Raw genomic sequence first — 12,700 nt, forward strand, 5'->3', positions numbered from 1 at the left:
CACCCGATGGAGAAGACTGTGTACAACTCTTTCCCCCTGCACCCCGAATGCCCCGACGTGCGGCGGCTGGCCGACAACCCGGCCGAGGCGTTGCTGCGCGCCGAGGCGGACATCGTCGCCGCCGAGAACGCCGCCGAGTTCGACCGCTACCGCACCCTGGAGAACCTGGAGGAGGCCCAGCAGGACGGTCGGGGCGTCACCCGACGGACCTTCGTCGCCGGTGCCGCGGCCACCGCCACCGCGCTGGCCACCGCCCAGTTCGTCACCACGTCGGCGTCGTTCGCGGCGACCAAGACCGGCACCCTGATCCACGTCTTCCTCTACGGCGGGCTGGACGGGCTGAGCCTGGTCGCACCGGACAACGACCCGGTGCTCGCCAAGGCCCGCCCCGACCTGCTGCTCGGTAACGACTCGCTGGCCCTGGGCCGCGGCTTCAAACTGACCAGCGCCTTCAAGCCGCTGGAGAAGTGGCTCACGGCCGGCCAGTTGGGCTTCATCCCGGCGGTCTCCGACGAGCGGCTGTCGCGCAGCCACTTCCAGGCCGCCGACGCCTGCAACCTGGGCGGGCTGCCGAACGAGACCGGTGGCCGGGGCTGGCTCGACGGGCTCGTCGACAACCTGGGCAAGGGCACCGCGTTCCGCAGCGTCGGCGTCGGCAGCACGCTGCCCCGCTCGCTGGTCGGCAACAACGGCGCGATCTCGCTGAACAACGTCGGGTCGCTGCGGCTCAACGGTGACGAGCGGTTCCGCGCCGCCACCGAGAAGGCCATCAAGGGGCTCTTCACCGGGATCAACCACCCGGTCGAGGAGGCCGTGCAGGAGGGCATGGGCGCGCTGGCCACCGCCCAGCGGCTCGCCGCCAAGCCGTACCAGCCCGTCGAGGGCGTCAAGTACGAGGGCGTCGGCAACGCGTTCCAGCAACTCGCCCAGCTGATCAAGGGCGGCGCCAACGTCCGGGTCGCCACCGTCGGCATGGGTGGCTACGACACCCACGAGAACCAGGGCACCCGCGAGGGCGGTCAGCTGCACCGCCGGCTCAACGAGCTGGCCAGCGCGATGGCCGCCTTCTTCACCGACCTCGGCCCGCAGGCCGCCGATGTGACGATCATGGTGTCCAGCGAGTTCGGCCGCCGGGTCGGCTCCAACGGCGGCGGCACCGACCACGGGCACGGCGGGGTCGTCACCCTGCTCTCCGGCAAGAAGCTGGCCGGCTCGCTGCTCGGCACCTGGAACGGCCTGGACAAGCTGGACTCCGGTGACGTGCCGGAGTACAACAACATGTTCAACGTCTACGGCGCGGTGGCGCAGGGCCGGTTCGGGCTCACCAACGCGGAGGTCGACAAGGTCTTCCCCCGCCAGAAGTACGCCCCGATGAAGCTGTACGCGTGACGCATCCGCACACCCACGCCGCCGGCCGTCGTACCGGGACCTCGTCCCGGCACGGCGGCCGGTCGGCTGCACCCGTACCCCCGCAGATCCCGGCCCGGCGCGGGCCCGGCGGCCGACGGCTACTGGGCGTGCTGCTCCTGGTTGGCCTGCTCGCCAGTGTGCTGCCGTGGTGGCTGGGCACCCCTGCCGGTTCGCTGCGCAGCACCGCCGCCACCGTCACGGCGGCGGGCCGGATCACCGGTCTGATCGCCGGCTACCTGCTGCTGGTGCAGGTGCTCATGATGAGCCGGCTGGCGGTGCTGGAACGGTGGATCGGCGGCGAGCACCTGGGTCGCTGGCACCGCGACATCGGGGCCACCCTGCTGGTCACCGTGCTGGCGCACATGTCGCTGATCCTCATCGGCTACGCCGACCTGCGGAACCAGTCGATCCTCGCCGAGGTCGGCACGCTGCTCGGCGACTACGAGGACATGGTCTCGGCGTTCGTCGCCACCGGCATCATGGTGCTGGTCGGGTTCAGCAGCGTCCGGGCGATCCGACGGGCGTTGCCCTACGAGCTGTGGCACCTGCTGCACCTGTCCAGCTACCTGATCCTGCTGCTCGGCTTCGGCCACCAGTTCACCCACGGCGCGCAGCTGTACAAGGCCGGTCCGGTGCGTACCGGCTGGATCGCGCTCTACCTGCTGGTGGTCGCCGCGCTGCTCTGGGGCCGCGTGATCGCGCCGCTGGCGTTCAACCTGCGCTACCGGCTGCGGGTCGCCGACGTGGTCGCCGAGAGCCCGGACACCATCTCCATCTACCTCACCGGCGAACGGCTCGGCCGGCTGGCGATGCTCGGCGGCCAACACTTCCGCTGGCGGTTCCTCACCCGGGGCTGCTGGTGGCAGTCGCACCCATTCTCCGTCTCCGCCGCCGCGAACGGCCGTTGGCTGCGGATCACCGTCAAGGTGGTCGGCACCCACACCGCGGACCTGCGCGACCTGGAGCCGGGCACCCGGGTCTGGGCGGAGGGCCCGTCGGGCACCTTCACCGCCGCGCACCGGCTCCGCGAGCGGGCGCTGCTGATCGCCGGTGGCAGCGGCATCACACCGATCCGGGCGATGCTGGAGGAGCTGCCGCCGGGCGCCGCGCTGATCTACCGGGCCCGCACCCCCGCCGACGTCCTGCTCAACCGCGAGCTGGACTGGCTGGCCCAGGAGCGCGACACCTCGGTCTGGTACGTCATCGGCTCCCGCGACGACCCCGGCCCCCGCCAACTGATGAGCCCGGACGGGTTGCGTCAACTGGTGCCCGACGTGGCCCGGCGCGACGTCTACCTGTGCGGGCCACCCGGTTTGGTGGAACAGTCGGTGCGTGCGCTGCGGCGCGCCGGCGTGCCCCGACGGCAGATCCACCTGGCCACGTTCGAGCTGTAGGAAGGGCATTTCATGCGTCGCGCGTTCCTCGCGATCACCGGCCTGGCCGCCAGCACCACCGCGTTGGTGGTGCTCAAGGGCTCGCCGGGCGCCACCCCGGTCGCCCAGAACGTGCCGACCGCCCAGCCGGTCAACCCCACCCCGCTGGGGGTCGACCCGAGCGCCGACCCGGCCGCCGGCCCACCGACGCCGTCGGTCGCCCCCACGGCGCCGACGTCGCCCAAGCCCGGCAAGACCACCACCCGCCCGTCGGGCACCAAGACGACCACGAAGGCCCCCAGCGCACCCCGGACCACCACCAAGGCGCCACAGTCGACCAACCGCCGGGTGACCGGCAACGGCTTCGAGAACGAGTACGGGTACGTGCAGGTGCAGATCGTCGTCTCGGGTAACCGGATCGTCGAGGCCGTCGCGCTGTCGCTGCCCAGCGGGGGTGAGTCCGACATCCACAGCGGCGACGTCCGCAACCGCTACGACGGCAGCGGCGGCGAGGTGGTGCAGAAGCAGAACGCGAACCTCAACACCGTCTCCGGGGCCACCGAGACCAGCAACTCCTACAAGCAGTCGCTGCGCTCCGCCATCGAGCAGGCGTTCTGACGTGCGGGCCACGCTGACCCGACCCGGGCTGTGCCGGGTCGAACAGATCATGGGTACGGCGATCACCCTGGACCTCGCCGACGACCTGCCCCCGGCGACCCTGCGTGAGCTGGCCGATGAGGTCTTCGCCTGGATGCACGAGGTGGACGCGCGGTTCAGCACGTACCAGCCGGACAGCGAGGTGTGCCGCTTCGACCGGGGCGAGGTGCTGCTCTCCGAGGCGTCCGCGGACCTGCGGTTCGTGCTGGAGACCTGCGCCGACCTGTGGGGGGCCACCGACGGGTTCTTCGACGCGTACGCCACCGGTCGACTCGACCCGTCCGGCTTCGTCAAGGGCTGGGCGGCTCAGGTCGCCTCGGACCGCCTCGTCGCCGCCGGTGCCGTCAACCACTGTGTGAACGCCGGCGGCGACGTACGGGTGCGGGGGCTGTCGCCGTCCGGGGAGCCGTGGCGCATCGGCATCCGGCACCCGTGGGACGCGATGGCGGCCTGCCTGGTGCTGACCGGGACCGATCTGGCCGTGGCCACGTCCGGCGTCTACGAGCGGGGCCGGCACGTGCTGGACCCGCGCCGGGGCACGCCGGCCAGTGGGCTGCGCTCGGTGACCGTGGTCGGCACCGACCTCGGGGTGGCCGACGCGTACGCCACCGCCGCCCTGGCCATGGGCACTCCCGGCCTGGGCTGGCTGGCCCGCCTGGACGACCACACCCACGCGGCGATAACGGACAACGCCCGTCAGCACCACTCCGTCGACCTCCCGCTGACCGACTAGCGCAGCGGGCGGTGGGTGCCGGCTGGGCGGGAGCCGGTGGGGCGTGGGCGGCCGGGGCGGGAGCCGGACGGCCGGGTGCCGGCCCAGCGGTGCCGTGGGTGGCTGCGCCGGGGCGGCTCGGTGCCGCCGGGATGAGGCACCCTGTCGTTTGTGGACATCGTTCCCCCGTTCGTGGCGCGCGTTCGCACCGTCTCCCTGTCAACGAGGACCGACGCCCCGGCGACGCTGTCGGCCACCGGATCGAGTCGCCTGTCTCACATGCCTCGTCGAGGCAGCGGCAGATGGCCGGGGAGCAGGTCGGGGGCGAGCGTCACCCCGGTGGCCCGCAGCGCCCCGATCAACGTGTTCTGCACGAGGTACGAGTCTGGAAGCTGCCAGCGCGCCTGCTCCGGGGCGACCGCCCAGCGGACCGTGCCCTCCGGCAGTCGGGTGGGCGGCGCGGGGATCCACGAGCCCGGCCCGTGTCGGACCACGTGGAAGCAGTGCTCCAACTCCGGCCGGAGCGGGTCGCCGGGGCGGACCAGGAACATCCACCGCCCGGTGGGAGTGACAAGCACCGGCCCGCGTACGCCGGTGCCGGCCGGGTGGATCTGGACCGCGTCGAGCACGTGCCGGCCGAGGTGGGCGGGCACCTCCAGCACGTCGAAGGCCCGCCCGGTGGGCAGCAGCACCCCGTGCGGGCGGCTCCGCCACCAGGTGGCCACCCGGGCCGGGTCGGCGCTGGCGGCCAGCTCCCAGTTCTCCAGGGCGGGATGGCAACCCACGGTGGGACAGCCGGCCCGGCCGCAGACGAAGCGGCTGCGGGCCAGACAGGCGCCCGGGGTGACCTCCCAACCGTGTGCGGCGTACCGGATGGCGACCCGGCGCAGCCGGACCCGTTCCAGCGGCGACAGTTCAGCGACGCGCGGTCCGACGTTCCCCCACATGTGCGCTATCTCCTCTCGTCGGGCCCGGCGTTCGCCAGGTGGCATGTCGAGCACCGTCACTGCCGTAACCCACGATCGTTGAGGTTGACGAACGGCTCGTGCAACTTGCACGAAAAGTACGAGGACCAGCTGTACGGCTGACGTACATCCTGTGCGACCAGCGAAAACCTGAAAGTGAACAACGGCCGCCGCGCCCAGAGACATCGCCCCGACTCGATTGGTGTCGGCGGCAGGGGAGGATGGGGAGATGGACGAGCTACCCATAGGACGGCGAGTGGCCTACTGGCGAGGGCGACGCAAGATGTCGCAGCAGGTCTTCGCGGACCGGCTGGGCAAGTCCAAGAGCTGGGTGGACAAGGTCGAACGCGGCGTCCGTCGGTTGGACAAGTTCTCCGTCCTCTACGAGATCGCCGACATCCTCCAGGTGGATGTGCAACTGCTCATGGGCAAGGACCCCGAGCGCCGCACCGACGCGCTGAACTGCATCGACCAGGTCGAGGTGCAGGAGATCCGGGCGGCGCTGGAACGCTACGACTCGATGAGCGCGTACTTCGACGCGGTGCCGTTTCCGCCGCCACTGGACGACATGCGCAAGGCCGTCAACCACGCCTGGCTCACCTACCAGTACGGCCGTTACGGGATGCTCACCCGGGCGCTGCCCAAGCTGCTGCGTGACGCCCAGGCGGCCGACGCCGCCTACGGCGGTGAGCAGGCCGCCGAGGCGGCCCACCTGCTTGGGCAGGTCTATCAGATCGCCTCCTCGGTGCTGCGCAAGCTTGGCGAGTGCGAGCTCGCCTGGCTGGCCGCCGACCGGTCGATGGCAGTGGCCCAGCGGGCCGACGACCCCCTGCTGGCCGGGATCGCCACCACGCGCGTGTGCAATGCCCTGGTTGCGATGGGGCGGGCCCGTCCCGCGCTGGAGCTGAATGTCCAGATCGCCGGCCGGCTGGCACCGGGCGGGATCAACGAGCTGTCCCCGGCCCGGCTCTCCGTCTACGGGATGCTGCTGCTCCAGGGTGCGATGGCCGCTTCCCGCATCGGCGACTCGTCCAGCGTCGACGACCTGATCAACTGTGCGCAGGAGGCCGCCGACCTGCTTGGCGGCGACCACAACCACTACTGGACGTCGTTCGGCCCGACAAACGTCGAGCTGCACCGGGCCGCCGCCGCCGTGGAGCTGGGCGACGGGGGGCGGGCCGTGGAGGTGCACCAGCTGCGCATCGCGGAGCCCGCCTTCAACGCGCTGCTGCCCGAGCGCCGCGCCCACCACCTGCTCGACATCGCCCGGGGGTACGCCCAGATAGGCGACGTGGCCAACGCCGGCGAGATGCTGCTGCTCGGTGATCGACTCGCCCCGTCGGAGATCCGCTGCCGGCCGATCGCGCACGAGGTGATGTCCGACATCCTCCGTCGCACACGTGGTGCGCCGCCTTCTCCGATAGCGGAGTTGGCTGAGCACATGGGAGTAGGGGTATGAGCGCGGAGCCGGTGTGATGGCCGGTGCGACACGCAACAGCGGGCACCGCGAGGTGCTCTACGTCATCGCCTGCGGTTCGCCGCTGGCACGGCACGTCGGTCGTCTGGTCGACCTCGCCCAACACGATGGTTGGGACGTCTGCGTGGTCACCACGCCGGACGGCGCGAAGTTCGTCGACCAGTCGGCCCTGATTCGCCAGACCGGCCATCCGGTGCGGACGCACTACAAGAATCCCGGTGACCCGGACGTATTGCCGCCCGCCGACGCCATGATCGTCTGCCCGGCGACCGTCAATACGGTCAACAAGTGGGCCGCTGGGATCACCGACACCCTGGCGCTCGGGCTGCTGGTCGAGGCCCAGGGCAAGGGCGTCCCCATCGTGGCAGTGCCGTACACAAACGTGGCGATGGCCTGCCACCCGGCATTTCGGGCCGGGGTGTCCCGGTTGGCCGAGTGGGGCGTCACGGTGCTCTTCGGTGACGACGTGATCGCTCTGCATCCGCCCGGGACGGGGGAGCAGCACCTGCACGCCTTCCCCTGGGCGATGCCGCTGGCCGCGCTGCGCACGATCTCCTGGAGCGCTGCCTAGCGCTTCCGGCAGATCTTCCGCCCGACGCGGCCGGGCCGGGTGTCACCCTCCGGCGGCCTCCACGCCGGTAAGCTGGCCCGCCGTGAGCACAAGCGGATCCGCCCCCACGGTGGCCGACGTGGTGGCCGAGCTGGAACGGCGCTATCCGCCGGCCTGGGCGCAAGAGTGGGACCGGGTGGGCCTGGTGCTCGGCGAGCCGGCCGCCCCGGTCCGCCGGGTGCTCTGCGTGGTCGACGTGGTGCCCGAGACGGTCGCCGAAGCGCTGGCCGCCGACGCGGACATGATCGTCGCGCACCACCCCCTGCTGCTGCGGGGGGTGTCGTCGGTCGCTCCGACGACCTTCAAGGGGCGGATCATCCACCAGCTGATCCGGGCCGGGGTGGCGCTCTACGCGGCGCACACCAACGCCGACGTCGCCTCCCCGGGTGTCTCCGACGCCCTCGCCGCCCGGTTCGGGCTCACCGGGCTGCGCCCGCTGCAACGGCCCGCGCCTGGCTCGCCCGCCCACGGCGACGACCGGGGGTTCGGCCGGATCGGCGAGCTACCCGAGTCGATGACCCTCGCGGAGTTGACCCGGCACGCCGCCGCCGTGCTCCCCGTCACGTCCTGGGGAGTTCGCGCGGCGGGGGATCCCAAGCGTATGGTTCGTACCCTCGCCGTCAGCGGCGGGTCGGGGGACAGCTTCCTCGGCGCCGCGACCGCCGCCGGGGTGGACGCGTTTCTCACCGCCGACCTGCGGCACCACCCGGCCGGCGAGCACCTCGCCGCCGATGGTCCCGCCCTGATCGACGCCGCCCACTGGGCGACCGAACGACCGTGGCTGGATGACCTGGCTGCCCTCCTGCGGGAGGCGCTGGGCGTCGAGACGCTGGTGTCCGACCTGGACACCGACCCGTGGACCGTGCACGCCGCCGCACCCGTTGTGGACGACAAGGAGCCCGACCGTGAAGGCTGACCCTCAGGTGCAGCGCCGCCTGCTCGACCTCCAGGCGATCGACACCAACCTCGCCCAGCTCGCCCACCGCCGGCGGTCGCTGCCCGAGCGGGCCGAGCTGGAGTCGCTGGCCCGCGAGCTGTCGTCGATGGAGGACGAGCGGGTCCGCGCCCAGGTGGCGGTCGACGACCTGGACCGGGACATCGCCCGGTTGGAGAAGGACGTCGAGCAGGTCCGGGCCCGCAAGGAGAAGGACGAGAACCGGCTGGCCGCCGGCACCGGTCCCGCCCGCGAGCTGGAGGCGCTCCAGCACGAGCTGGTCTCGCTGAAGCGGCGCCAGGGCGACCTGGAGGACGCCGAGCTGGAGCTGATGGAGCAGCGGGAGACCGCGCAGGGCGTCCTGGACGGCGTCGAGCAGCGACTGGCCGAGACCCGGGACAAGCGGGCCGCGACCGAGCAGCGCCGCGACGACGCGCTGGCCGAGATCGCCAAGGAGGAGGAGTTCAAGCGGGGAGCCCGTCAGCCGCTCGCCGCCGACCTCCCCAGCGACCTGGTGACCCTCTACGACAAGATCCGCGCGGACACCGGGCTCGGTGCCGCACTGCTCACCGCGGGCCGCTGCGGCGGATGCCGGCTGGACCTCTCCGGCGCCGACCTGGCCCGGATCCGCAAGGCCGCCCCCGACGACGTGGTCCGCTGCGAGGACTGCCGTCGGATCATGGTCCGCACCAACGAGTCGGGTCTGTAGGTCGTGGCGCCGCGCGTGGTCTCCGTCGAGGCCGACGGCGGGTCCCGGGGCAACCCCGGCCCCGCCGGCTACGGCGCGGTGGTGCGCGACCCGGAGACCGGCGAGGTGCTCGCCGAGCGCGCCGAGTCGATCGGCATGGCCACCAACAACGTCGCCGAGTACCAGGGGCTGATCGCCGGATTGACCGCGGCGGCCGAGTTGGGCGCCGCCGAGGTGGACGTCCGGATGGACTCCAAGCTGGTGGTCGAGCAGATGTGCGGCCGGTGGCAGATCAAGCACCCCGGCCTGCGTCCCCTCGCCGCCCAGGCCGCCGCGCTGGTCGGCCGGTTCAGCATGGTCCGGTTCAGCTGGATCCCCCGCGAGCAGAACCGGCACGCGGACGCCCTGGCCAACGCCGCCATGGACGCCGCCGCGGGCCGTCCCCCGAAGGCTGCCACCGAGCAGCCGCCGGCGACGTCCACGACCGGCAGCGATCCGGCGACCGCGCCGGCCTCCTGGGAGCCCCGACCGAGCTTCACCGCCACCCGGCTGATCCTGGTCCGGCACGGCGAGACCGCCTACACCGAGCAGCGGCGCTACTCCGGCCGCGGCGACGTGCCGCTCTCCGAGCGTGGCCGGGCCCAGGTCAGCGCCACCGCCGCCCGGGTCGCCGCGCTGGCCCCGTCCGTCGCGGCGGTGCTCAGCTCACCGCTGTCCCGGTGTACGACCACCGCGGCGTCGATCGCGGCGGCGCTCGGTGACGTGCCGGTCCGCACCGAGGACGACCTGATCGAGTGCGACTTCGGCCAGTGGGAGGGGCGCACCTTCGCCGAGGTGCGCGATCAGTGGCCGGGAGAGATGGACGCCTGGCTCGCCTCACCCCGGATCGCGCCGCCGGGCGGGGAGTCGTTCACCCACGTCGCCGAACGCGTGCACCGCGTCATCGCCGGGCTGCTCACCGCGTACCCCGGGGAGACCGTGGTGGTCGTCTCGCACGTCTCACCGATCAAGCTGGTGCTGCGCGACGCCCTCGCGGCCGGCGACGGCTTCCTGCACCGGCTCTTCCTAGACGCGGCCGGCATCTCGGTGCTCGACATGTGGCCCGACGGTGGCGTGGCCGTGCGCACGGTCAACGACACCGCCCACCTCGCCGCTCTCTGAGCCGGCGCAGCTGAGGTCACCTGCCAAGCTGGTCGGCCGCGCCGTTCGGCGCAGCCGACCAGCCGTTCGGCGCAGCCCCCTCCGAACGGGAGCAGTGACCGCCATCACAGAGTCGTAGCCTCCGGCCGTTACATCGAGAGTCTCGACTCCCCGGAGGTGTGTCAGATGGCTGCACCGGAACCGGAGGCGCCCAGCGCGGCGCCGACCAGGGCGAAGGACCACAGCCCCTGGAACTGGTTGCTCTTCATCCCGATCGTGGTGCCGCTGATCCCGGTCTTCTTCAATGGCGACTCGCCCCGGGTCTTCGGCTTCCCGCGCTTCTACTGGCTGCAACTGGCGTACATCCTGCTCGGCGTCGCCACCACGACGCTGGTCTACCAGATGACGAAGAAGCGGGGTGGTTCCTGATGTGGCGGGACCATCTCACCGAGATCATCGTCTTCACGTTCCTCTTCCTGCTGGTGAGCGTGATGGGCTTCGTGGCCGCCCGGTGGCGGGCACCGAACGACATGGCGCACCTGGACGAGTGGGGGCTGGGCGGGCGCAGCTTCGGCGGCTGGATCACCTGGTTCCTGGTCGGCGGTGACCTCTACACCGCGTACACCTTCGTGGCGGTGCCGGCGTTGATGTTCGGTGCCGGCGCGGCCGGGTTCTTCGCCGTGCCGTACACCATCGTCATCTACCCGCTGGTCTTCCTGGTGCTGGTGCGGCTCTGGTCGGTGTCGCACCGCCACGGGTTCGTCACGCCTGCCGACTTCGTCCGCAACCGGTTCGACTCGCCGGTGCTGGCGCTGCTGATCGCGATCACCGGCATCGTCGCCACCATGCCGTACATCGCGTTGCAGCTGATCGGCATCGAGGCCGTGCTCAAGACGATGGGCGTCACCGGCGACAACGCGCTGGCCCGGCACCTGCCGATCATCATCGCGTTCGCGATCCTGGCCGCCTACACGTACCAGTCGGGGCTGCGCGCGCCCGCGCTCATCGCGTTCGTCAAGGACAGCCTGATCTACATCGTCATCCTGGTGGCGATCGTCTACCTGCCGTACAAGCTGGGCGGCTGGGGTGACATCTTCGCCGCCGCCGACGCGAAGTTCGACGCCTCACCCAATCCGAACGACGGCATCCTGCTCAACGGCAACAACCAGCTTCAGTACGTGACGTTGGCGCTCGGCTCGGCGCTGGCGCTCTTCCTCTACCCGCACAGCATCACCGGTGTGCTGGCCAGCAAGAACCGCGACGTGATCAAGCGGAACATGTCGGCGCTGCCCGCGTACAGCCTGCTGCTCGGGTTGATCGCGCTGCTCGGCTACATGGCCATCGCGGCCGGCGTGAAGCCGCTGCCCGGCGCCAAGGAGGGCACGGTCGACAACAACACCGTCGTGCCGTTGCTCTTCGACCAGCAGTTCCCGGACTGGTTCGCCGGTGTCGCGTACGCGGCGATCGGCATCGGCGCGCTGGTGCCTGCGGCGATCATGTCGATCGCGGCGGCGAACCTCTTCACCCGCAATATCTACAAGGAGTACCTGAAGCGGGACGCCTCCCCGGCCCAGGAGGCGAACGTCTCGAAGATCACCTCGCTGGTGGTGAAGGTCGGCGCGGTGGCCTGCATCGTCTTCCTCGACCCGCAGTTCTCCATCGACCTTCAGCTGATCGGCGGCGTGATCATCCTCCAGACGCTGCCGGCGGTGGCGCTGGGTCTCTACACCCGCTGGTTCCACCGCACCGGTCTGATCGTCGGCTGGGCGGCCGGCATGGGGTTGGGCATGTGGATGCTCTACCAGGTGGCCAGCCCGACCCGGAAGCACTTCGGTGGGTCGGCGTTCCCGCTGTCGGAGTTCGGGTTCGACACCACCCGGACGATCTACGTCGGCATCGTGGCGGTGGCGGTCAACCTGGCCGTGGCGGCGCTGGTGACGCTGGCGCTGCGGGCCGCGAAGGTCGCCGAGGGAGTCGACGGCACCGAGCCGGACGACTACTTCGCCGACGAGGGTGACCCCCGAGTCACCCCCGGCACCGAAAGCGACGCCGCGTCAGCCCGCGAGCCAGTCGCCTGACCCCAGGCAGGCCCGGGTGCCGACGTGGGTCGGTGCCCGGGCCTTGCCGGCGCTGCGGCCTCGCCGGCGTTTACCCCCAAGATCGTGCTCGATCATTGTTGTAGTGGTGTCGGACCGCCTGGGATGCCACTACAACAAGGATCGTGCGCGATCTTGGCGGTGGAGCGAGGCTGGTCAGCGGGGGCGGTTGCGGTTTATCAGGGCCTGGTTGAGGCGGCCCAGCAGGGCCGCCAGGGTCTCCCGGTCTTCGGGGCTCCAGTCGCCGAGCATGTCGCCGTAGAGGCGGGTGCGGGCGGCCTGCACGGCGGCCATCCGCTGAAGGCCGGCCGGAGTGGGGGAGATGACCGTGCCCCGACCGTCGGACGGGTCCGGGGTACGGGTGATCAGGCCGTCGCGCTGAAGCGCGGACACCTGTCGGGTGACGGTCGAGCCATCCAGGTTGAGCCGGGCGGCGAGCGCCGAGACGTTCTGCGGGCCGGCGTCGGCCAGGTGGCGCAGGATGACGTACGCCGCGCGGTCCAGCACCCGGTGCTCGGCGGTGCCGGTGGCCCGCCGAGTGGCCTCGCCGAAGCGCATCAACAGCGCCACCTCGGTCTCGATCCGGCCGAGGGCGCTCTCGTCATCGTCATCGCTCATAGCTGTATGATACAGAATAA

The 12,700-nt window shown here is 71.4% G+C and carries 13 protein-coding genes; 11 read left to right on the top strand and 2 right to left on the bottom strand.

The window, feature by feature from the left end; translation table 11 throughout:
- The first annotated feature begins 6 nt into the window (after window positions 1–6).
- Genes IF46_RS0114135 through IF46_RS0114150 form a run of 4 tightly spaced genes read left to right on the top strand, consistent with a single transcriptional unit; the run spans window position 7 to window position 4,173 of the window.
- Window positions 7–1,389: a DUF1501 domain-containing protein gene (locus IF46_RS0114135; RefSeq protein ID WP_030488789.1), complete on the top strand. Its 1,383-nt coding sequence runs from the start codon at window positions 7–9 to the stop codon at window positions 1,387–1,389.
- Complete coding sequence (locus IF46_RS0114140) at window positions 1,386–2,804, top strand: ferric reductase-like transmembrane domain-containing protein (protein WP_030488790.1); 1,419 nt, start codon at window positions 1,386–1,388, stop codon at window positions 2,802–2,804. The genes IF46_RS0114135 and IF46_RS0114140 overlap by 4 nt, the downstream gene beginning before the upstream one ends.
- Window positions 2,805–2,816: 12 nt before the next feature.
- Window positions 2,817–3,401, top strand: a complete 585-nt coding sequence (locus IF46_RS0114145) for an FMN-binding protein (RefSeq protein ID WP_030488791.1) — start codon at window positions 2,817–2,819, stop codon at window positions 3,399–3,401.
- Between the two features lie 49 nt (window positions 3,402–3,450).
- Window positions 3,451–4,173 (top strand): FAD:protein FMN transferase, encoded by a 723-nt coding sequence (locus IF46_RS0114150; RefSeq protein ID WP_030488792.1) that lies wholly within the window; start codon window positions 3,451–3,453, stop codon window positions 4,171–4,173.
- A gap of 254 nt (window positions 4,174–4,427) precedes the next feature.
- On the opposite strand, the gene IF46_RS0114155 is transcribed toward IF46_RS0114150, so the two are convergent.
- Window positions 4,428–5,099 (bottom strand): bifunctional DNA primase/polymerase, encoded by a 672-nt coding sequence (locus tag IF46_RS0114155; RefSeq protein ID WP_030488793.1) that lies wholly within the window; start codon window positions 5,097–5,099, stop codon window positions 4,428–4,430.
- Between the two features lie 247 nt (window positions 5,100–5,346).
- On the opposite strand from IF46_RS0114155, the gene IF46_RS0114160 reads away from it, so the two are divergent.
- From IF46_RS0114160 to mctP, 7 genes are all read left to right on the top strand, one after another.
- Window positions 5,347–6,576: a helix-turn-helix domain-containing protein gene (locus IF46_RS0114160; protein ID WP_030488794.1), complete on the top strand. Its 1,230-nt coding sequence runs from the start codon at window positions 5,347–5,349 to the stop codon at window positions 6,574–6,576.
- Between the two features lie 16 nt (window positions 6,577–6,592).
- Window positions 6,593–7,165, top strand: coding sequence for a flavoprotein (locus IF46_RS0114165; RefSeq protein WP_030488795.1), 573 nt, complete (start codon window positions 6,593–6,595; stop codon window positions 7,163–7,165).
- Window positions 7,166–7,283: 118 nt separating this feature from the next.
- Window positions 7,284–8,120, top strand: a complete 837-nt coding sequence (locus IF46_RS0114170; RefSeq protein ID WP_420063566.1) for a Nif3-like dinuclear metal center hexameric protein — start codon at window positions 7,284–7,286, stop codon at window positions 8,118–8,120.
- Window positions 8,110–8,847, top strand: coding sequence for a zinc ribbon domain-containing protein (locus IF46_RS0114175; protein ID WP_030488797.1), 738 nt, complete (start codon window positions 8,110–8,112; stop codon window positions 8,845–8,847). The genes IF46_RS0114170 and IF46_RS0114175 overlap by 11 nt, the downstream gene beginning before the upstream one ends.
- Before the next feature lie 3 nt (window positions 8,848–8,850).
- Window positions 8,851–9,987, top strand: a complete 1,137-nt coding sequence (locus IF46_RS0114180) for a bifunctional RNase H/acid phosphatase (protein WP_030488798.1) — start codon at window positions 8,851–8,853, stop codon at window positions 9,985–9,987.
- A 165-nt stretch (window positions 9,988–10,152) separates the two neighbouring features.
- Window positions 10,153–10,395 carry a DUF3311 domain-containing protein gene (locus IF46_RS0114185; protein ID WP_030488799.1) on the top strand — a complete coding sequence of 81 codons (243 nt, stop codon included), beginning with the start codon at window positions 10,153–10,155 and terminating at the stop codon, window positions 10,393–10,395.
- Window positions 10,395–12,044: a monocarboxylate uptake permease MctP gene (gene mctP / locus IF46_RS0114190; RefSeq protein WP_030488800.1), complete on the top strand. Its 1,650-nt coding sequence runs from the start codon at window positions 10,395–10,397 to the stop codon at window positions 12,042–12,044. The genes IF46_RS0114185 and mctP overlap by 1 nt, the downstream gene beginning before the upstream one ends.
- A 174-nt stretch (window positions 12,045–12,218) precedes the next feature.
- On the opposite strand, the gene IF46_RS0114195 is transcribed toward mctP, so the two are convergent.
- Window positions 12,219–12,680, bottom strand: coding sequence for a MarR family winged helix-turn-helix transcriptional regulator (locus IF46_RS0114195; RefSeq protein WP_030488801.1), 462 nt, complete (start codon window positions 12,678–12,680; stop codon window positions 12,219–12,221).
- Window positions 12,681–12,700 lie beyond the last annotated feature (20 nt).

The sequence above is a fragment of the Micromonospora chokoriensis genome (assembly GCF_000718555.1).
GTDB classification, from domain to species: Bacteria; Actinomycetota; Actinomycetes; order Mycobacteriales; family Micromonosporaceae; genus Micromonospora; species Micromonospora chokoriensis_B.